20 protein-coding genes, 2 tRNA genes and 1 pseudogene are annotated in these 18,348 nt (G+C 70.3%); 11 read left to right on the top strand and 12 right to left on the bottom strand.

What is annotated here, in order from left to right:
* Positions 1 to 183: 183 nt before the first annotated feature.
* Both ACFFIA_RS36215 and ACFFIA_RS36210 read right to left on the bottom strand, forming a co-directional pair.
* The gene (locus tag ACFFIA_RS36215; RefSeq protein ID WP_377260216.1) at positions 184 to 951 is read right to left on the bottom strand and encodes an Eco29kI family restriction endonuclease; all 768 of its coding nucleotides are present in this window, start codon (positions 949 to 951) and stop codon (positions 184 to 186) included.
* A gap of 332 nt (positions 952 to 1,283) precedes the next feature.
* Positions 1,284 to 1,523 (bottom strand): annotated as a pseudogene (locus ACFFIA_RS36210) (IS1380 family transposase); the annotation flags it as partial.
* A 275-nt stretch (positions 1,524 to 1,798) separates the two neighbouring features.
* On the opposite strand from ACFFIA_RS36210, the gene ACFFIA_RS36205 reads away from it, so the two are divergent.
* Both ACFFIA_RS36205 and ACFFIA_RS36200 read left to right on the top strand, forming a co-directional pair.
* Positions 1,799 to 2,647 carry a hypothetical protein gene (locus tag ACFFIA_RS36205; RefSeq protein ID WP_377260212.1) on the top strand — a complete coding sequence of 283 codons (849 nt, stop codon included), beginning with the start codon at positions 1,799 to 1,801 and terminating at the stop codon, positions 2,645 to 2,647.
* A gap of 377 nt (positions 2,648 to 3,024) precedes the next feature.
* A tRNA-Ser gene (locus tag ACFFIA_RS36200) sits at positions 3,025 to 3,109 on the top strand.
* Positions 3,110 to 3,420: 311 nt separating this feature from the next.
* Here ACFFIA_RS36200 and ACFFIA_RS36195 read toward each other — a convergent pair.
* Positions 3,421 to 3,507 (bottom strand) — tRNA-Ser (locus tag ACFFIA_RS36195).
* Between the two features lie 67 nt (positions 3,508 to 3,574).
* On the opposite strand from ACFFIA_RS36195, the gene deoD reads away from it, so the two are divergent.
* Complete coding sequence (deoD, locus tag ACFFIA_RS36190; RefSeq protein ID WP_377260210.1) at positions 3,575 to 4,282, top strand: purine-nucleoside phosphorylase; 708 nt, start codon at positions 3,575 to 3,577, stop codon at positions 4,280 to 4,282.
* 29 nt (positions 4,283 to 4,311) lie between these two features.
* On the opposite strand, the gene ACFFIA_RS36185 is transcribed toward deoD, so the two are convergent.
* The 4 genes from ACFFIA_RS36185 to ACFFIA_RS36170 are packed head-to-tail and all read right to left on the bottom strand — an operon-like array spanning position 4,312 to position 7,731.
* On the bottom strand, positions 4,312 to 5,499 hold the full coding sequence (locus ACFFIA_RS36185; RefSeq protein WP_377260208.1) for an ABC transporter permease: 1,188 nt from the start codon (positions 5,497 to 5,499) through the stop codon (positions 4,312 to 4,314).
* Positions 5,496 to 6,149, bottom strand: coding sequence for an ABC transporter ATP-binding protein (locus ACFFIA_RS36180; RefSeq protein ID WP_377260206.1), 654 nt, complete (start codon positions 6,147 to 6,149; stop codon positions 5,496 to 5,498). The genes ACFFIA_RS36185 and ACFFIA_RS36180 overlap by 4 nt, the downstream gene beginning before the upstream one ends.
* Positions 6,146 to 7,201, bottom strand: coding sequence for a peptidoglycan-binding protein (locus tag ACFFIA_RS36175; protein WP_377260204.1), 1,056 nt, complete (start codon positions 7,199 to 7,201; stop codon positions 6,146 to 6,148). The genes ACFFIA_RS36180 and ACFFIA_RS36175 overlap by 4 nt, the downstream gene beginning before the upstream one ends.
* Positions 7,198 to 7,731: a hypothetical protein gene (locus tag ACFFIA_RS36170; RefSeq protein WP_377260202.1), complete on the bottom strand. Its 534-nt coding sequence runs from the start codon at positions 7,729 to 7,731 to the stop codon at positions 7,198 to 7,200. Before ACFFIA_RS36170 ends, ACFFIA_RS36175 begins: the two co-directional genes overlap by 4 nt.
* Positions 7,732 to 7,844: 113 nt before the next feature.
* Between ACFFIA_RS36170 and ACFFIA_RS36165 the strand changes: the two genes are divergently transcribed.
* Genes ACFFIA_RS36165 through ACFFIA_RS36150 form a run of 4 tightly spaced genes read left to right on the top strand, consistent with a single transcriptional unit; the run spans position 7,845 to position 10,786 of the window.
* Positions 7,845 to 8,501 (top strand): response regulator transcription factor, encoded by a 657-nt coding sequence (locus tag ACFFIA_RS36165; protein WP_377260200.1) that lies wholly within the window; start codon positions 7,845 to 7,847, stop codon positions 8,499 to 8,501.
* A complete protein-coding gene (locus tag ACFFIA_RS36160; protein WP_377260198.1) occupies positions 8,498 to 9,652 on the top strand; it encodes a sensor histidine kinase in 1,155 nt (384 codons plus the stop codon). Before ACFFIA_RS36165 ends, ACFFIA_RS36160 begins: the two co-directional genes overlap by 4 nt.
* A gap of 40 nt (positions 9,653 to 9,692) precedes the next feature.
* The gene (locus ACFFIA_RS36155; RefSeq protein WP_377260313.1) at positions 9,693 to 10,322 is read left to right on the top strand and encodes a TetR/AcrR family transcriptional regulator; all 630 of its coding nucleotides are present in this window, start codon (positions 9,693 to 9,695) and stop codon (positions 10,320 to 10,322) included.
* The gene (locus ACFFIA_RS36150; RefSeq protein ID WP_377260196.1) at positions 10,322 to 10,786 is read left to right on the top strand and encodes an acyl-CoA thioesterase; all 465 of its coding nucleotides are present in this window, start codon (positions 10,322 to 10,324) and stop codon (positions 10,784 to 10,786) included. Before ACFFIA_RS36155 ends, ACFFIA_RS36150 begins: the two co-directional genes overlap by 1 nt.
* On the opposite strand, the gene tadA is transcribed toward ACFFIA_RS36150, so the two are convergent.
* The 4 genes from tadA to ACFFIA_RS36130 form a co-directional block, all read right to left on the bottom strand.
* A complete protein-coding gene (gene tadA, locus ACFFIA_RS36145) occupies positions 10,760 to 11,215 on the bottom strand; it encodes a tRNA adenosine(34) deaminase TadA (protein WP_377260194.1) in 456 nt (151 codons plus the stop codon). The two genes, ACFFIA_RS36150 and tadA, sit on opposite strands and share 27 nt — an antisense overlap.
* The gene (locus tag ACFFIA_RS36140; RefSeq protein ID WP_377260192.1) at positions 11,208 to 11,726 is read right to left on the bottom strand and encodes a tRNA adenosine deaminase-associated protein; all 519 of its coding nucleotides are present in this window, start codon (positions 11,724 to 11,726) and stop codon (positions 11,208 to 11,210) included. Before ACFFIA_RS36140 ends, tadA begins: the two co-directional genes overlap by 8 nt.
* Positions 11,727 to 11,831: 105 nt before the next feature.
* Entirely contained in the window at positions 11,832 to 11,999 is a 168-nt protein-coding gene (locus ACFFIA_RS36135) for a hypothetical protein (protein WP_377260190.1), read from the bottom strand.
* A 74-nt stretch (positions 12,000 to 12,073) separates the two neighbouring features.
* Positions 12,074 to 12,340 (bottom strand): hypothetical protein, encoded by a 267-nt coding sequence (locus tag ACFFIA_RS36130; protein WP_377260188.1) that lies wholly within the window; start codon positions 12,338 to 12,340, stop codon positions 12,074 to 12,076.
* A gap of 281 nt (positions 12,341 to 12,621) precedes the next feature.
* Here ACFFIA_RS36130 and ACFFIA_RS36125 point away from each other — a divergent pair, with 281 nt between their 5' ends.
* The 3 genes from ACFFIA_RS36125 to ACFFIA_RS36115 all read left to right on the top strand — a co-directional run bounded on the left by ACFFIA_RS36125 (position 12,622) and on the right by ACFFIA_RS36115 (position 15,571).
* A complete protein-coding gene (locus tag ACFFIA_RS36125; protein WP_377260186.1) occupies positions 12,622 to 13,356 on the top strand; it encodes a M23 family metallopeptidase in 735 nt (244 codons plus the stop codon).
* Positions 13,357 to 13,467: 111 nt separating this feature from the next.
* Positions 13,468 to 14,448 (top strand): prephenate dehydrogenase, encoded by a 981-nt coding sequence (locus ACFFIA_RS36120; protein WP_377260184.1) that lies wholly within the window; start codon positions 13,468 to 13,470, stop codon positions 14,446 to 14,448.
* A gap of 43 nt (positions 14,449 to 14,491) precedes the next feature.
* Positions 14,492 to 15,571 carry a PHP domain-containing protein gene (locus ACFFIA_RS36115; protein ID WP_377260182.1) on the top strand — a complete coding sequence of 360 codons (1,080 nt, stop codon included), beginning with the start codon at positions 14,492 to 14,494 and terminating at the stop codon, positions 15,569 to 15,571.
* Here the strand turns inward: ACFFIA_RS36115 and ACFFIA_RS36110 are convergent.
* Positions 15,519 to 16,493: a DMT family transporter gene (locus tag ACFFIA_RS36110; protein WP_377260180.1), complete on the bottom strand. Its 975-nt coding sequence runs from the start codon at positions 16,491 to 16,493 to the stop codon at positions 15,519 to 15,521. The genes ACFFIA_RS36115 and ACFFIA_RS36110 overlap by 53 nt on opposite strands.
* 133 nt (positions 16,494 to 16,626) lie before the next feature.
* Between ACFFIA_RS36110 and ACFFIA_RS36105 the strand changes: the two genes are divergently transcribed.
* Complete coding sequence (locus tag ACFFIA_RS36105) at positions 16,627 to 18,297, top strand: DUF885 domain-containing protein (RefSeq protein ID WP_377260178.1); 1,671 nt, start codon at positions 16,627 to 16,629, stop codon at positions 18,295 to 18,297.
* Positions 18,298 to 18,348: the final 51 nt, after the last annotated feature.

Below are 18,348 nucleotides of genomic sequence, written 5' to 3'. Positions count from 1 at the left end.
GGCGTGGGCGCCTCGCCATCCGGAATGTCAAACCATCGACGCTTCGTAGCGGGCACACCCTCGCATACATCCACTCTCGCCCAGTACCGACAGAGCAGGTTGACAGCACGGCATCAGCGGAAAAGACGACGCCTTTGATCGCGGCGGTACAGCTCATGCTTACGCCTGCACATCGTCTCTCCTTCAGCGCCACTCTTCAGGATCATCGTCGTCCCACTCCGGTATAAGTTTCGCCAGGTCATCCGATTCCAGCTGCATCGCGGTTTCTGGCGTGACTTTGACCCCGCGAGCAAGATGACTTCGAACTCGTTCGCGCAACTCGTGTTCGGTTACTTTGCTCGGCGTGGGCATTTCTTCAGGCGTTGACCACCATCGGCCGGGGTGCAGTTCATCCCACGGCGGACGTTGCCCGTCCTTGCGTCGGTTTGCACCAGGGTCATGGTTGCCGAAGCCATCGACTACCACGTTCCATACCGGCTTCAGTTGCCGAATCATGACTCGCTCTGCGAGCGGAATGAATACGTCAATCGTGACAAGATAACGCACGGCGAAATCGCGCTCATCGAGGTCATGGACCGGTTTTAGTGATTCCTTGTGCTCCTGGAGCCTCTTCCAGAGAGGGGCGGTCTCCTTCGTCTCATCCACTAACCCCTTCCGCCCACCTGCGGGTATGGCTTTCCCGACGTATATGGGAATTTCATACGAGCCACTGCTGATTGGTTCGTAAAGTTCGTGATCGCCGCTGTAGTAAATGGCATAAACGCCAGCGCCAACAAAAATTGGAATGTCTGCAAGGCGTACTGGGTCGCTAGCTAACAACTTCAACTCGACGCTGCGGCCAAGATTTGCTAGATCGAGCGGATTGTAAGGTTCCGGACGTTGCGCGGTCTTAGCCCAGTTGCCAGGTAAGCGGGTCGCCTTCCGCCTTCGAGATTGGTTCGGCTTCGACACGTTTTCTCCAACTCGCTGAATGATTCGATGGGAGAGTGTTGCAGGAATCCCCAGGTGAAACCAGTACCACCGAGCGCGCCGAGATGACCAGTACTGGCCGTGTTCAGGTCGCTACGGATTGCGCTACTCTCGGGGGCCGAGGATAGGGGAGAGATTGGCCTCGGCGATTCGTGCGTCTGATACGGCCGGGTCTGCCCGGTCGCATCGATCGTTGGTGGGCGATTTTTGTGGATGCCGGGCATGGTGGTGGGCCGTCTGTCGCAGCGATGGGCGTGGTCTCCTGGGTTCCTCCGGTCGATGGGATACGGCTGAGGTGGTCAGCCGGGTGCGGGGATGGCCGCGATTTGGTTGAACGCGGCGGTGAGCTGTTTGGCCCGAGGCGGTAGCCGCCGAGGGGCCGGTGTCTTGGCGCAGCCGATGAGATCTTCGACGCGGGCGCGGTGGCAGGCCTGCAGCCATTGCAGGGCGCCGACCTGCGTGTTGGTGACGAAGGCGGTGTAGCGCCAGCCGTCACGCTCCTCAAACAGCGACAACCGGGACGCCGGGATGGGGCGTTCCCGGCGGATGATGACAAGATTCTTAGCCTGGGCGATTCGCGATGATCGTCATGATGCGCCGATGTTCGATATGTGATATGCAGAAGTGCCTGCTGCTGTAACGGAATCTTCGGCGCTGGCGCGCATCAGGCGTCCTTGGCCGGCCGGAGAGCTGGTCAGCTCGCGGACGAGAAGGTGGCGGCGGACGGAACGCATGCTCCCCGTACGATTTACTACGCGATCCTGGTTTTGGAGTACGACGACGCCTCGACCGGCGCGGACATGAGTCAGGACATCGGTGGTGGTGCGTCATGGATGAACGAGGACGGCTGGTGCCTCACGCCGACGTGTTTGCCATCGACCTTTACGCGGCGTTATTGGAACAATTGCCCGGAGCTTTGGATCTACTAACGCCCGTCAGCCTCAACGATGCGAACATCGCGGTACTGGGCTCAGAGCACGGCGTTTACCAACTGTTCCACGCCGGAGAGTCCGTGTACCTTGGCAAGTCCCAGGGCACGTTGCGAGAGCGGCTGAGGCAGCATCGTCGGCGCTGCATGGGCCGGCTCGGTATCGACGTGGCGGACATGTCGTTCCGGTGTCTGTACGTCGACAAGTTCGTTGACGCCGCCGCCCCCGAGGCGATCCTCATCCGCAGGTACCGAAAGGCAGGGCTCGCGCCTTGGAACCTAGCCGTGGGGTTCGCCCCGAAAGATACCGGCCGGGAACGCGGTTCAGGTGCTCCCGGCCGATGGTTCATCGACAGGCCAGTCAACCACATCGTCTCGGTACGGATTTCTGACGCGGGACGGCCGACACCGATAGATCGGGCCTTGGCGAGGCTAAAGGCTGCGGTGCCCTTCGACCTGTTCCGGTACGCGTCAAATCGCAGTCGCCGGGCGGAGGACCGCGCCAGCGTGGCTGACTACAAAGGGCGAGAAGTACAACTGCCGGAGGGCGAAGTTTCTCTGATGTCGCACCTTCGCCTGGTCGCAGAAGCGCTGCCACCTGGTTGGCAGATCACGGTCCTACCGCAGGGTGTGATCGTCTACCGCGAAAGCGTCGACTATTCCTACACCCTGGCCGGGTGGCGTCACGGCGAGGGTGGTGTCGTGGCGCTCCCCCGGGGGAAGGCGCTGCCGTCAACCGCGCCATCCTGACCAGGGCACGTGGTCGTCGGGGTGGCCGCCGGATCACCGCGTACCACTTGAGTTTCATCGGTTTCTACCCGCTGAAGTCGAGCACTACTTGTTCGCCGTCTGCCGGCGAGGACTCGTCCTCTGCGGCGCTTGCGGCGAAGTGGAGGGGTCCAGACTTTCCTCAGCCAGCCGTCTTCCGGTCCAGCACCACCACATGTGGCCTGCCGAGGCGGGCGCCTCAGGTAGAGGACAGGTTTCCCGGTACGCGGTCCCTTACCGGTTGGGAAGCGCGACGACGACCTGCGGTAGGGTGCCGGGTTACTGCGGGTCGGAGTTACCCGAACGCTCGCACCCTGCCCGCTTCGTCCCTCAGGCGGTATGCCTGTACTCTGTCCAGCGGAGGATTCGCCTAGAGGCCTAGGGCGCACGCTTGGAAAGCGTGTTGGGGGCAACCCCTCACGAGTTCGAATCTCGTATCCTCCGCTTCCCCAGAAGGCCCGGTCACCGGTTGGTGCCGGGCCTTCTTGCTGACCATCACAGTCGTACACATGTGCTATCCACAGCCTGTGGATGACACCTGGGGATACCCGACGTGCTTGGCCGTGGACAGCCAGCACGGTGGCGCAGACCCGCTGACTCCCGAACGTGGCGAACCAGACGTACGGTGAGATATCGGCAAGCTGCGTCTCGACATCCGTCACAAGATCGACTGGGCGTACGTCGACTACCACCACGGGACCCACAAAGGCTGAGGCCCGGCGATCGTGTGATCAGCCGGGCCTCGCAACAAAGAGCGGTGGCGGCGGGATTTGAACCCGCGGAGGGCTTGCACCCTCACACGCTTTCGAGGCGTGCTCCTTAGGCCACTCGGACACACCACCGCCGAGAAGGGTACCTGACGGGTGGGGGTCGGGTTGGGGCGGCATGCCGCCTGGCAGGATCGCTGCCATGAGTACGCACATCGGTGCCAAGCCGGGCGAGATCGCGGAGCGGGTCCTCATGCCGGGCGACCCGCTGCGGGCAAAGTGGATCGCGGAGCACTACCTCGAGGACGCCAAGTGCTACTCGACGGTCCGCAACATGTTCGGCTTCACCGGGACGTACCAGGGGGTTCGCCTGTCGGTGCAGGGCTCGGGCATGGGCATGCCCTCCGCGTCGATCTACGCGCACGAGCTCGTCAACGAGTACGGCGTCGACACGCTGATCCGGGTCGGCTCGTGCGGGGCGCTGTCCGAATCGCTCAAGCTGCGGGACGTGGTCGCGGCCATCGGCTCGGCCACCGACTCGAACATGAACCGAGCCCGCTTCGACGGCCTCATCGACTACGCGCCCGTGGCGGACTTCGGGCTCCTGCGCACCGCCGTCGAGGTGGCCGAGCGGCGTGGTGTCCCGATGCGCGTGGGTCCGGTCCTGGCGGCCGACGCGTTCTACACCGACCGCCCCGACCTGTACGACCGCCTGGCCGACTACGGCGTGCTCGCGGTGGAGATGGAGTCGGCCGCCCTGTACACGATCGCCGCGCGGTTCAAGGCCCGCGCCCTGACTGTGCTGACGGTCAGCGACCACATCAAGACCGGCGAACGCACGACCGCCGAGGAGCGCGAGCGCACGTTCGCCGAGATGGTCGAGATCGCCCTGGACACCGCGATCGCCTAGCCGCGGCCGAGCAGAAGAGGCACACACCATCAGGGAGTGGCCAGCGCCTCCGTGGGCGGGAGGGCGCTGGCCCGGACGGCGGGATAGCCACCGGCCAGTACCCCGATGAGCAGCGTCGCGCCAAGGCCGCCGGCGAGCGCCCACGCGGGCACCACCGTGGGCCAGGACTGCGTTGCCGCGTACGCGGTCGTGACCACCACGCCGAGCAGTACCCCCGCCATCCCGCCGAGCGCGGAGAGCAGCAGCGACTCGGCCAGGAACTGAACGCGGATCTGCCCGCGCGTGGCGCCCAGCGAGCGACGCAGGCCGATCTCGGCACGCCGTTCGAGCACCGAGATGACCATGGTGTTGGCCACGCCCACGCCGCCGACCAGCAGGGCCACCGCGCCGAGGCCGAGCAGCAGGCCGTTCAGGGCCTCGTCGGCGGCCTGCTTGGCGGCGAGCGCGTCGGACGGGCGGGAGACCTTGACCTCGTTGGGGTTCTCCGGGTTGGCGGTCGCCGCGAGCACGCCCTGCACCGCCTCCACGGCGGACTCGGCTGTGCGCGTGTAGACGGTGGTGGGGTACCCGTCGAAGTCCAGTTCGGACTCGGCGACCGCCCATCCGACCAGCGCCGCCGTGTCCAGCTCCTCGGCGAGTGGCACCGGATGCAGCACGCCAACGACCGTGAACCACCGCCCGCCCAGCCACACCTGCACCGACGGGCCGGCCAGGGCGACGCCGAGGCGGTCGGCGGCGGTCGCACCGAGCACCACCGCGGGGTACTCGGCGGTCGCCTCGTTGAGCCACGCGCCGCTCGCCACCGTGGCGCCCACCGTCACGGGCAGGTCGACGCGGGCGGCGCGTACCCCGATGCCGCCGGACTGCGTGGCCGGGATCTGGTCGGTGCGGTACACCTGCGCCGCGATATTGCCGGTGGCGCTGACCGACTCCACCGGCCCGATCCGGTCGATCATCTCGATCGCCTCGTCCGGCAGGTGCGACTCCTCGCCGAAGAGGGTCTGGCCGGGGCCGACCGTGAGCAGGTTGGTGCCGAGCCGGTCGAGCGTGCGGTCCAGCTCGGCGCGGGACGAGGTGGAGATGCCCACGACCGAGAGCATCGCCGCGATGCCGATCGCGATCCCGAGGGCGGAGAGGAAGACCCGCAGCGGCCGCGCCCGCAGCCCGGCGGCACCGACGCGCAGCACGTCGGTGAAGGCGAGACGTGCCGGCTTCACGACCGCACCTGCCCGTCCCGCACGGCGATCTGCCTCGGCAGCGAGGCGGCGATGTCGCGGTCGTGGGTGATGACAACCACCGTGGTACCGGCGGCGTGCAGCTCGCGCAGCAGCGCCATCACGGCCGCGCCCGAGGTGGAGTCGAGGTTGCCGGTCGGCTCGTCGGCGAGCAGGATCGCCGGCCCGCCCACCACCGCCCGCGCGATCGCCACGCGCTGCCGCTCGCCGCCGGACAGCTCGTGCGGATCGTGCCGCAGCCGATGCCCCAGCCCCACACGCTCCAGCGCCGCGGCGGCCCGGCGGCGACGCTCGGCGATGCGGGCGCCGCCGTACAGCAGGCCGTCGGCGACGTTGTCCAATGCGGACACTCCGGCCGCCAGGTGGAACTGCTGGAACACGAAGCCGATCCGGGTCGCCCGCAGCGCGGAGAGTTCGCGGTCGGAGAGCGCCGACACCTCGTACCCGTCGATGCGCACAGTGCCCGACGACGGGCGGTCGAGGGTGCCGATCAGGTTGAGCATCGTGGATTTTCCGGACCCGGAGGGTCCGACGATCGCGGCCAGCTCGCCCGCCGCGATGGCGAGCGACACGTCGTGCAGCGCGGTCACACCGCCTGGGTACACCTTGGACACCGACGAGAGCGCGATCACCTGGGTACCCCCACGACCGTGCCCTCGCCGATCCCGTCGCCGCTGACCTCGACCTTGCCGCCGGCGAACATGCCGGTTTCCACCGCGACGTACCGCGTGGTGGAGCCCTCGACCACCTGGAGGCCGTAGCCGCCCTCGGCCAGCGCCACGAGCGCGTTGAGCGGCACGGTGAGCACGTCTTCGCGCTTGTCCGACTCCAGGATCACGTCGACCGGTGCCTGGTCGAGGCTGCCGAACGCCTTCTGGTCGCCGACCGTCACGACGACGTCGAGCGTGGTCTTCTCGTCGCCGGAGCCGCCGGCGGGCGAGACCTTCGCGACCGTACCGACGGAGGAGACGGTACCGGCGACCCGCTTGCCGCCGGGCAGCTCGACCGTCGCGGCCAGGCCCTTCTTGACGAGCTGCTGCTTGTCCACCTCCAGGTCGACGCTGACGACGCGGGTCGTGCCCGTGTAGGTGAGCACTGGACCGCTCGCCTGGTCGCCGGCGCCCAGCGTCACCTCGGCGACCCGTAGCTCGCCGGGCGCCAGCACGACCTGCCCGACCGTCACCGTGCCGGTCTCGTCGAGGCCGAGGTCTTCCTGCCATCGCTCGACCGCGTTCGCCGTCGCCGAGGTGTACTCGCCGTCCACTGTGAAGCCGTCGTAGCCGAGCGCGGCGAGGTTCTTCTCGAACTCGGCCACGTCGGTGCCCTCGACCCCCTCGGCGAGCGTGCGGTAGAGCGGCGTCGTGCCGTAGAGGAGGACGACCGGCTCGTCGTCCACTTTGTACACCGGCTGACCCCGGGCGACCCTGGCTCCCGCGGCGGGGAGCCAGGTGAGCGTGCCGCCCGTGCCGCGCGCCTTGACCACGACCGGATCGCCGTAGCCGAGCGTGCCGTCCACCGTCTCGGTCTGGACGAGCGTGGCGCGGGTGACGGTGGCGGTCGCCAGCGGAAGGGCGCTCCGCGGTGGCGTCGAGGCGTCCGCGCCCCCGAAGCCGATCGCCGCCGCAGTGCCCGACGCCACCACCAGCACCGCTCCCCCGACGGCCAGCAGGGTCCGCCCCCTCACCGGTCACCGCCCCGGAGCGTGAACTTGTCCTGGCACGCCTCCATCGCCGCCTGGAACTTCGGGTCCTCCGGGTCGATCCCCAGCCCTTCCTGGAGCCCGAGGAAGCCGCCAGTGTCGGGGTCGGGGTCGGGGATGTCGATGCCGTTGGCCCGCATGCACTCGGCCCACTCGCGGAGCTGGTCCTGCTGGGCCGGGTCGAGCTGCCCCCGCTCGCCGCCGTTGGGGGCGAGGTCGCGGCACGCCTCCAACGCCTTCTTGCCGGCGTCGGAGAGCAGCTTCTTTCGGTCGAAGTCCTGGCTCATCCGGCCGTCCGGCCCCGGGTCGGGAAAGTCGGGAAGGCCGTTGTCACGCAGGCACTGGGCGAATTGCCGCATCCGCTCCGGGCCGTCGGCGCCGGCACTCCCGCTCGCCGACGGGTTGGCGCCACCACCGCTCACGGACGCCACCTCGCTCGCCTCCGGACCACCGTCGCAGGCAGCCAGCGCGACCAGGACCAGGCTGGCCAGGGCCGTACCGATACGCACTCTCATCGTCATCTCCATCTCGGAAAAGCAACACGAGGAGTGAACCGAGACGGCGGTAACCGGGGCATAACCCGACGAGTTAACGGCCGCGTTATCCCACGCCGAGTGACCATTGGTACGTGCGGATCCTGGTTGTCGAAGACGAGAAGCTGCTGGCCGACGCCATCGCGGAGTGGCTGCGGCGGGAGGCGTTCGCGGTCGACGTGGTGTACGACGGTGCGGCCGCGCTGGAGCGCATCCCGGTCAACGACTACGACGTGGTCGTACTCGATCGGGATCTGCCGCTCGTGCACGGCGACGACGTCTGCCGCACGATCACGGCGAGTGACGCGGCGGCCCGCGTGCTGATGCTGACCGCCGCCGCCGGCGTGCGCGACCGGGTCGCCGGCCTGGGCATCGGCGCGGACGATTACCTGACCAAGCCGTTCGCCTTCGCCGAGCTGTCCGCCCGCGTGCACGCGCTGGGGCGGCGGGCGCGGCCAGCCGTACCGCCGGTGCTGGAGCGGGCCGGCATCCGCCTCGACCCGGCCCGCCGCGAGGTCTTCCGGGACGGGCGCTTCGTGCCGCTGGCCAACAAGGAGTTCGCGGTGCTCGCCGAGTTGCTCCGCGCCGGCGGCACGGTCGTCTCGGCGGAGCAACTGCTGGAGAAGGCCTGGGACGAGAACATCGACCCGTTCACCAACGTCGTACGGGTCACGGTGATGAAGCTCCGCCGCAAGCTGGGCGAGCCGCAGGTGGTGGAGACGGTTCCGGGAGTGGGGTACCGAGTGCCATGAACCGCTGGACGATCCGGGTACGGCTGACGGTGCTCTACGGCGGGCTGTTCTTCCTCGCCGGCGCGCTGCTGCTCGGCGTGACGTACCTGCTGATGGAGCAGCGCCTCGACCGCAACCTGGGCAGCCGCGGCGACCTCGCGGTCCGTAACGAACGGCTGTTCGACATGCTCGGCAGCAACCAGGTCGTGCAGGAGGCGGTCGAGGACGCGCTGGCCGAGCGGCAGGCGATGCGCGACGACGCCCTCAACTCGCTGCTCACCCAGGGCGGTCTGGCGCTGCTGGGCGTGGGGCTGGTGGCGGGCGCGTTCGGCTGGGTCGTCGCCGGGCGGGCGCTCCAGCCGCTGCACCGGATCACCGACACCGCCCGCCGCATCGCCGGCGCGGATGGCCCCCGCACCGGGCTGCACGAACGGATCGCGCTCGACGGGCCACGGGACGAGGTCAAGGAGCTGGCCGACACGTTCGACGTGATGCTGGAGCGGCTCGACCGCTCCTTCGACGGCCAGCGGCGCTTCGTGGCCAACGCCTCGCACGAGCTACGTACACCGCTCGCGCTCAACCGCGCGCTCGTCGAGCTGGCGGTCACCCGGCCCGGCGCCGCGACCGAGACCAGGCAGCTCGGCGAGTCGCTGCTGACTGTCAACGAGCGGCACGAGCGGCTGATCGACGGCCTGCTCACGCTCGCCGACGCGGAGAACGAGGTGGCCGAGCGCTCGCCGGTCGACCTGTGCGAGGTGGCGGGACACGTGCTCGACCTGGCCAAGGCGCCCGATCTGGAGGTCGTGCGCCAACTCGCCCCGGCGCCGACGCGAGGCGACCCGATCCTGCTGGAGCGGCTGGTGCAAAACCTCGTGGAGAACGCCGTACGGCACAACGCACCGGGCGGCTGGCTGGCGGTCACCACGCACACGGCGAACGGATGGGCGGTGCTCACGGTCTCCAACACCGGGCCGGTCGTGCCGGCGTACGAGATCGAGGCGCTCTTCCAGCCGTTCCGGCGGCGGGGCCGGGAGCGGATCGACGGCGGCCGGGGCTTTGGCCTGGGACTCTCCATCGTGCGTGCGGTGGCCCAGGCCCACGGCGGCAGGGTCACGGCGCTCCCGCGGGAGGGCGGCGGCCTGGTGGTACAGGTCACTCTTCCGCCGAGATAGGTTTACGACCGGTCGGTCTTATTTATAGGCTGGCCCGGTGATGGTCGATGGTCGAGTGGCCCGGGGAGAGCGGACGCGCACGGCGGTGCTCGACACCGCGGTCGCGCTCGTCACGCGGGCCGGGCTCGACGGGCTGTCGCTCGGCCAGCTCGCCGAGGCGCTCGGGGTCAGCAAGTCCGGGCTCTTCGCCCACTGGCGCTCCAAGCAGGATCTCCAGCTCGCCACGGTGGATCGGGCCCGGGAGCAGTGGGTCGACCGGATCATCGGGCCGGCCAGCGCGGCGCCCCGGGGCGTGCGCCGGCTGTGGGCGCTGCACGTCACGCGCCTCGACTTCTACGCCGCCAGCACGCTGCCCGGCGGCTGCTTCTTCGCCACGGTCAACTTCGAGTACACCGCCCGGTCCGGCCCGGTCTACGACCGGATCGCGCAGAGCCACGCCGAGTGGATGGAGTACGTGCAGAAGCTCGTCCACCAGGCCGTCGAGCTGGGCGAGTTGCGGGCGGACACCGACGTGGCCGTGCTGGCCTACGAGATCGACGCGGTTGGGGTGGCCGCCGTCATGCAGTTTCGCCTGCTCTCCCGCGAAGTCGCCTATCCGCTCGCCCGCCGGGCCGTGCTCGAGCGGCTGCGCGGTCTGTGCACCGACCCGACCCTGCTGCCGGAGGAATGATGACGCAAGCGGCACTTGTCGAGCCCGCCGTCGACCACGGTCACGTCGAGCCGATCGCCATCTACTTCGACGACCTCGACGCGATGGGCATCGTGCACAACGCCCGCTACGCGGTGCTGCTGGAGCGGGCGGTCACGCCGTACTGGACCGCCCGGGGGCACTACTTCGACCACAACGGACCGTCCACGCCCGACCTGTTCCACGCGGTGCGGGAGTTCGCGATCACGTACCACCGGCCGATCCGGGGCGCGGGCCAGGTGCTGGTGCACTTCTGGCTCGACAAGCTCGGCGAGACCAGCGCGCAGTACCGCTTCCGCTTCCTCTCCCGCGACGGCGCCACCTGCTACGCCGAGGGCCGGCGGGCGATCGTGCGGCTCGACCCGGCGACGCTGCGCCCCACCCCGTGGACCGAGTCGGCCCGCGAGGTGGCCACGTCGCTACTGAAGCCGGAAGAAGTCGCGTAGCAGCGCGGCGCACTCGGCTTCGAGCACGCCGGAGTAGACCTCGGGGCGGTGGTTGAGCCGGCGGTCGCGTACGACGTCCCACAGCGAGCCGACCGCCCCGGTCTTGGGCTCCCAGGCGCCGAAGACCAGCGTGGCGACCCGGGCCAGCACCAGCGCACCGGCGCACATCGTGCAGGGCTCCAGCGTGACCACCAGCGTGCAGCCGTCCAGCCGCCACGAACCGGTCGCGGCGGTGGCCCGGCGCAGCGCGACGACCTCGGCGTGCGCGGTCGGGTCGCCGGTCAGCTCCCGCTCGTTGGGGCCGGCGCCAAGTTCGGTGCCGTCGGGACCGTAGAGGACGGCACCGACCGGGATGTCCGCGCCGGACGAGCCGGCGACGGCCAGCGCCCGCCGCATCCACTCCTCGTGGCGGGCCTGGCGCTCACTCACGCAGCTCTTCGACCTCGTCGGCGCAGCCGAGCACCTGGCAGATCTCCGCCGTCACGTCGGCCGGGAGCAGCCCCTCGTGCGCGCAGAGGCTGAGCAGTTGGTGTGCGGAGACGCCGAGGTCGTTGAGGAGATCGGGGTCGCCCACCGGGTCGACGTCGGGCTCGGCGGCTGGGGGCGTTGGGCCCTCGTCGCCCGCCCCCGACTGGTCGGTCACCACGTCGATCTCCAGCGCGGGCGCCTTCACGTCGCCGAGCAGCAGCGCGCCCAGCCGGGACTCCTCGGCGAACACCGAGTCGGACCCGAAAACGCGCAGATCCTCGCCCTGGTCGAGGCGGAGAATAGCCAGGTACACGTCGTCGGCCTCGACGAACAGCAACGCCACCCCGGCCTCCGGGTCGACGTCACGCAGCCGGTCGGCGACCTCGTCGATGTCGGCGGCACCGGCCAGGTCGAGCTCGGACGCGGCCCAGCCGGACGAGCCACGCACGACCGCAGCAGCGAAGTACGACACGGTCCCCCCAAGTTTCGCGCTACGCGTGACGGTAGCCGCTCTGATCGGCTGCTGGCCGCACAACGCCCCGATGAATCGAGCTCTTAAGGCCGGAGGGGACTCCGATCAGCTGGCCAGGCGGCGGCGCATGGCGATCAGCTCGCGCAGCCGATCACCACGCAGACGCCGAGGGCGGTCTCGATCCCGCACCGACTTCGCGCTGGCGAGCTCCGCGAGGAGCTGGAGCCGGCGGCGGCTTCGGTCGGGGTCGAGCCGCTCCACAGTCCAGGCCATGCCGCGAGGGTGCCCAACGGTGGCGCCCTTCGTCAAGCCCGGGCGCAACCCGCAACGGCGAGTTAACAGAACGCCTACCAGAGCGGCCAGTCGCCGGTCGTCCCCCACCGGACGGCGACCGCGCAGGCCGCCGCTGACCAGGCCACTCCCACGCTGAGCGCGACCCCGGCGGCGACGCCCCGATCACCCTGTTTGGCCAGCACCAACGCGGCCGCCCAGCCCAGTGCCCCGGCGATCAGCGACCACCACGCGTAGCTGCGCAGATCGCTGCCGAGAAGGCCGAGGAAGAGCATCCAGGCGGCGCCCGCGCCCAATCCCGCGCTCAGCGCACCACCTCGCACCCGGTGCGGCTCCCGATAAGTGGGGCGCGGCGGCCGGGATGGGAACAATCCCGACGGAGTGCGCGGAAAGTGGTCCGCCATGGCGGAAGCCTATCGCGCGGCGACCTTGGGTGAGCCTCGAAACAGGCGCGGCCAGCCAGTACGGCGGCCGATGCGCGGAGCCTCGGAGCAGCGCGGTGGCCGGGGCGCGGAGCCGAGTGATCGGCCACAGCCGGCCTGCGGGAACGGGACCCGTCTGCCAGTATGACCGGGTGCTTCGGGGACGACGGACACGAGCTTCGATGATCGTGGTGTTGGCCGGCGCCTTGGTGGCCGGTTGTGCGCAGGATGCGCCGGGGGCAGGTGAGCCGGTCGCCTGGGAGGAGCCACCGGCGACCACGGCGGCGGCCGACCCGACGACCGCCGCGCCCGAGCCGACGCCCACGCCGAGTGCGACGGCCACACCCGCCCCGAAGCCCTCTCCGTCGAAGACCACCGCGGCGCCCAAGCCCGCCACCGGCAAGTGGAAGTACGTCTTTCCGGTGCAGGCGAGCAACGTCTCGTACCATCCGACCCACTCCGCCTACCCGGCGACCGACATCTTCGCCGACTGTGGCGAGCCGGTGGTGGCGGTCACCGACGGCAAGGTGCTCGAGGTGAGCCGCGTGGACAAGTACTCCAAGAGCGGCCCCCAGGGTCCACTCAATGGCGGCTTGGCGGTCTCCCTGCTCGGCGACGACGGCGTGCGCTACTACGGCTCCCACCTGACCGTCGTGCAGTCCGGCATCGAGGCGGGCGTCCGCGTGCGGGCCGGGCAGCGGCTCGGCACGGTCGGCAAGACCGGAAACGCCAACAACGTCTGCCACCTCCACTTCGGCATCTCCCCGGTGTGTGAGCGCACCGGCGACTGGTGGATCCGCCGCGGCGTGGTCTGGCCGGCGCCGTTCCTCAACGACTGGCGCAAGAAGAAGAGCACGTCGCCGGTGAGCAAGGTCGCGTCGTACAAGTCGAGCAACGGCTGCCCGAGCGCGCCCTAGGAGAACTGCGCGAAGTCCGGAAAGTCACGCGATTACGGCAGCTGCCCTTTTCGCACAGCCGGCGGAGATCTCGGTAACCGCTCCGCAGCGGGGTGTGCTTAAGTCACCGGCGTGGACATCGCGGTGATCGGGCTGGGACTCATCGGAGGATCGACGCTGCGGGCGCTTGCCAGAGCCGGGCACCGCGTGCTCGGCTACGACGCCGATCCCGCCACCAGAGCCACCGCGCGCACCGCCGCCGCGAAGGCGCCGCCGGACGGGCGGTGGCAGGTCGCGCCGACCGTACGGGACGCGGTGGCGAAGGCCGAGCTGGTGGTGGTCGCGGTGCCGCTGCCGGCGTTCGAGACCGTGCTCGACGAGCTGGGCAAGGCTGGCTACTCCGGGCTCGTCACCGACGTCACCTCGGTCAAGGGCCCGGTCCGTGACCTGGTCGGGAGGCGCCTGCACCGGCTGGCCGGCTTCGTTGGCGGGCATCCCATGTCCGGCCGGGAGACCTCCGGCTTCACCGCCGCCGACCCCGACCTCTTCACCGGCTGCGCCTGGGTCCTCTGCCTGGAGCCGGAGGAGACCTCGCTCCCCGACTGGCTGGAGCTGGCCTCGCTCGTCACCGGGCTGGGCGCCCGCGTGGTGCCGGCGACCGCCGAGGAGCACGACAAGGCGGTGGCCGTCGTCAGCCACGTACCCCATCTGCTGGCCACGGCGCTCGCGGCCAGTGCGACCGACCCGCTCGCGGCGGCGCTGGCGGCCGGGTCGTTCCGCGACGGCACGCGGGTCGCCGCCGCGCGGCCGGAGCTGGTCGCGGCGATGTGCGGTGGCAACGCCGCGGCGGTGGGCCCCGCGCTGGACGCGGTGCTCGACGCGCTGGGCCGGGCCCGGGCGGCGCTCGACAGCGGCGACCCGATCGGCGAGCTGACGTCGTGGTTCAAGCCCGGCGCGGCCGCCCGCGGCGCGTGGCCGCCGCGGCCGGGATCGTCGCTGGAGCTGCCCGCCCGCACCGACGCGCTGCTCCGCCTCGGTCGGGCCGGCGGCTGGGTGACGGCGGTGGCGCCGGACCGGCGCTTGGTCACGGCTGTCCGCCCCGCGACGGCGTAGCGCCAGGGCTGGCCGGCGCGGCGGGGGCGGTAGGTTCGGGGGCGTGACTACCCGAGACCCGGTCGCCGACCTGCGGCGGATCGCCTTCCTGCTGGAGCGTGCCAACGAGGCGACCTACCGGGTGCGGGCGTTCCGCTCCGCCGCCAAGGCCCTCGCCGCGCTGCCCGCCGACGACGTGGCGAGCCGAGCCGCGGCCGGCACGCTCACCAAGCTCTCCGGCGTGGGCGACGTGACCGCGCGCTGCGTGACCGAGTCGCTCGCCGGCGAGGAGCCGGTCTACCTGCGGCGCCTGCTGGCCACCGAGGGCGTCGACCTGGACGATGCGGCGACCGCCTTGCGCCAGTCGCTGCGCGGCGACTGCCACACGCACTCCGACTGGTCCGACGGTGGCTCACCGATCGAGGAGATGGCGCTCGCGGCGGTCGAGCTGGGCCACGAGTACATGGTGCTGACCGACCACTCGCCCAGCCTCACCGTGGCGCGCGGGCTGACCGCTGACCGCCTGCGCAAGCAGCTCGACTACGTGGCGGCGGTCAACGACGCGCTGCCCGAGGGCTTTCGCATCCTCACCGGCATCGAGGTCGACATCCTCGCCGACGGCTCGCTCGACCAGGACGAGGAGCTGCTGGCCCAGCTCGACGTGGTGGTCGGCTCGGTACACAGCAACCTGCGCGACGAGAGCGCCAAGATGACCAAGCGGATGCTGACCGCGATCGCCAACCCGCACCTCGACATCCTCGGGCACTGCACCGGCCGCATGGTCACCAAGCGGCCGAAGGGCGCCGAGGGCGAGGGCGACCGCGGCCACCGCCGGGCGAGCAGGTCCGGGCGCCCGGAAAGCCAGTTTGACGCCGAGGCCGTCTTCGCCGCCTGCGCCGAGTACGGCAAGGCCGTCGAGATCAACTCACGGCCGGAGCGGCAAGACCCGCCCAAGCGGCTGATCCGCAAGGCGCTGGAGGCCGGCTGCGCCTTCGTCATCGACACCGACGCGCACGCCCCCGGTCAGCTCGACTGGCAGCGCCTCGGCTGCGAGCGGGCCGCCCTCTGCGGCGTGCTCCCCGAGCACGTCGTCAATAGCTGGCCTGCTGAGCGGGTCGTGGCATGGGCTCGCTCGCACGACTGACCGCCCGCCTGCGGGTCAGCAGGCCCTGCGACACGGCCACGCCGGCGAGCACGATCACGGCGCCCACGGGCTGATACCACGACAGCCGCTCGTCGAGTGCGAGCACACCGATCGCGGTGGCCGCGATCGGGATCAGGTAGGTCACCGTCGACGCGGTGCTCGCGCCGGCGAGGCGGATGTTGCGCATGCTGATCACGAAGGCCAGCCCGGTGCCGAGCGCGCCCAGCGCGAGCACGCTCCCGATCACGTCGAGCGAGAGGCTGGTCGGTGCCGGCGGCGCACCGACCAGCAACGGCGTCACCAGGGCCAGCAGCACGGTGGCGGCCAGCAACTGCGCCGCGGAAAGTGCCACGCCCGACTCCGACCGGCTCGCGACAAACCGCTTCATGTACGGGATGGCGAACCCGTAGCAGGCCGCCGCCCCGAAGCACATGAGCTGCCCGGTGAGCTGCGAACCGCCGACGCCCTGCCACACGCCGAGCACCGTGAGCACGCCGGCGAAGCCGATCCCGATGCCCACCGCGCCCCGGGCGGTCAACCGCTCCGTGCGGAACAACAGCACCGCCAGCGGTAGCGCGACCAGCGGCGTCGTCGCATTCCAGATGCCGGCGAGCACCGAGGAGATGCGCTGCTCGCCAAAGCCGAAGAGAGTGAACGGCAGCGCCACACCGATCCCGCCGGCCACGGCCATGTGGGCCCAGAGCCTGGGGTCGCGGGGCAGCCGCACGCGCGTGACCGCGAGCACGACAAGCAGCGTCAGGGCGCCGGTGCCGACCCGGAAGAGGGTGAGGTAGAGCGGATGCAGCTCGCGGATGCCGACCTTGATGAACAGGAAGCTCGCCCCCCAGATAACCGCGAGGGCGAGGTAGCCCGGCAGGAAGGCGCGCAGGTCGAGCCGGTCAGGAGTGGGAGCGGCGGTCACTCCTGACACTCTGCCGCAGGGGTACGACGAAGTCCCGCGCTTTTCGGACCTGGTGATGGCCGTCACGCCACGCCGATTTGTCCCGCTGCCAAACGGAAAGGCACGTGACAGAGGTCTCGCGTAGGGTCGCACCGTGGGACGAATCGATGACCTGGCGGACCGCTACGTAGACGAGTGGGCCGCCCTCAATCCGACCGGCGCCACCTATGCCGGCATCAAGGGCTACGACGACGTGCTGGACGACCTGTCACCAGCCGGTTTCGCCGCCCAGACAGACCTGACCCGGCGCACCCTCGCCACGATCGCCTCGACCGAGCCGGCCAGCGAGCCGGAGCGGGTCGCCAAGGAGGCGATGACCGAGCGGCTGAGCCTGGAGATCGAGCGATACGACGCGGGCGAGACGACCAGCGAGCTCAACGTGATCGCCAGCGCGCTACACGGCCTGCGCATGGTCTTCGACCTCATGCCCACCGAGGGCGAGGAGGCGGTCGCCAATATCGCCGCCCGCCTCGGCCAGTTCGCCAGCGCGCTGGAGCAGTACAAGGTGACGCTCCGCGAGGCGGCCGCGGCGGGCCACATCAGCGCCCGCGCCCAGATCCTCGAGGTCGCCAAGCAGTGCGACACCTGGACCGACCCCGGCGGAGACAACTTCTTCCACGGCCTGGCCGACAACCTCGAAGCCGACGGCACGCTCGCCGCCACGCTCAAGCAGGGCGCCTCCGCGGCCACCGCCGCGACCGCCGCCTTCGGTGAGTTCCTGCGCCGCGACATGGCTCCGCTCGGCCGGGACAAGCAGGCCGCCGGGCGCGACCGCTACCAGCTCGCCTCCCGGTACTTCCTCGGTGCGCGGATCGACCTCGACGAGACGTACGCCTGGGGCTTCGAGGAGTTGGCCCGGCTGGAGGCCGAGATGCGTGTGGTCTCCGCCCGGATCGCCGGCTCGGGCGCCTCGATCGATGACGCCGTCGCCGCGCTCGACGCCGACCCGGCGCGCCGGATCGAGGGCAAGGAGGCGTTTCGCGACTGGATGCAGGCCCTGGCCGACAAGGCCCTCGCCGACCTGCACGGCACTCACTTCGACATCCCCGAAGAAGTGCGCCGCATCGAGTGCTGCCTGGCGCCGACCAGCGACGGCGGCATCTACTACACCGCGCCGAGCGAAGACTTCTCCCGTCCGGGGCGGATGTGGTGGGCGGTGCCGCATGGCATCACCGCGTTCTCCACCTGGCGCGAGGTCACCACGGTCTACCACGAGGGCGTGCCGGGGCATCACCTCCAGATCGCGCAGACGCTCGTGCAGGCCGAGCTGCTCAACCGGTGGCGGCGGCTGCTGAGCTGGTCCTCCGGGCACGGCGAGGGCTGGGCGCTCTACTCCGAGCGCCTCATGGACGACCTCGGCTACCTCGAAGACCCGGGCGACAAGCTGGGCATGCTCGACGGACAGGCGTTCCGGGCCGCCCGCGTGATCGTCGACATCGGCATGCACCTGGAGCTGGAGATCCCGCGCGACAACCCGTTCGGCTTTCATCCCGGTGAGCGGTGGACTCCCGAGCTGGGCTGGGAGTTCCTGCGCGCCCACTGCCGCGTGCCGGACGAAAACCTCCGCTTCGAGCTCAACCGCTACCTCGGCTGGCCGGGACAGGCCCCGGCGTACAAGGTGGGCGAGCGCATCTGGCTCCAGGCCCGCGAGGAGGCCAAGGCGCGCAAGGGGGCCGACTTCGACCTGAAGGAGTTCCACCGCGCCGCGCTCAACCTCGGCTCGCTCGGCCTCGACCCGTTCCGGGCGGCGATGGCCCGCATCTGAGGAGTTGACCGCAGCTCCCGGGGCCGGGTGCGCGACCCCGGGAGCGCGGTG

Source organism: Phytohabitans kaempferiae (genome assembly GCF_042433955.1).
Classification (GTDB): domain Bacteria; phylum Actinomycetota; class Actinomycetes; order Mycobacteriales; family Micromonosporaceae; genus Phytohabitans; species Phytohabitans kaempferiae.
Note: the sequence above shows the minus strand (reverse complement) of the source record. Positions and strands in the feature narration are given on the sequence as shown.

Excerpts from the sequence above, each read along its gene's own strand:
- ACFFIA_RS36125 (WP_377260186.1), top strand. The coding sequence starts at position 12,622 with ATGATCGTGGTGTTGGCCGGCGCCTTGGTGGCCGGTTGTGCGCAGGAT.
- deoD (WP_377260210.1), top strand. The coding sequence starts at position 3,575 with ATGAGTACGCACATCGGTGCCAAGCCGGGCGAGATCGCGGAGCGGGTC.
- ACFFIA_RS36150 (WP_377260196.1), top strand. The coding sequence starts at position 10,322 with ATGACGCAAGCGGCACTTGTCGAGCCCGCCGTCGACCACGGTCACGTC.
- ACFFIA_RS36170 (WP_377260202.1), bottom strand. The coding sequence starts at position 7,731 with ATGAGAGTGCGTATCGGTACGGCCCTGGCCAGCCTGGTCCTGGTCGCG.
- ACFFIA_RS36205 (WP_377260212.1), top strand. The coding sequence starts at position 1,799 with ATGGATGAACGAGGACGGCTGGTGCCTCACGCCGACGTGTTTGCCATC.
- ACFFIA_RS36160 (WP_377260198.1), top strand. The coding sequence starts at position 8,498 with ATGAACCGCTGGACGATCCGGGTACGGCTGACGGTGCTCTACGGCGGG.
- ACFFIA_RS36155 (WP_377260313.1), top strand. The coding sequence starts at position 9,693 with ATGGTCGATGGTCGAGTGGCCCGGGGAGAGCGGACGCGCACGGCGGTG.
- ACFFIA_RS36135 (WP_377260190.1), bottom strand. The coding sequence starts at position 11,999 with ATGGCCTGGACTGTGGAGCGGCTCGACCCCGACCGAAGCCGCCGCCGG.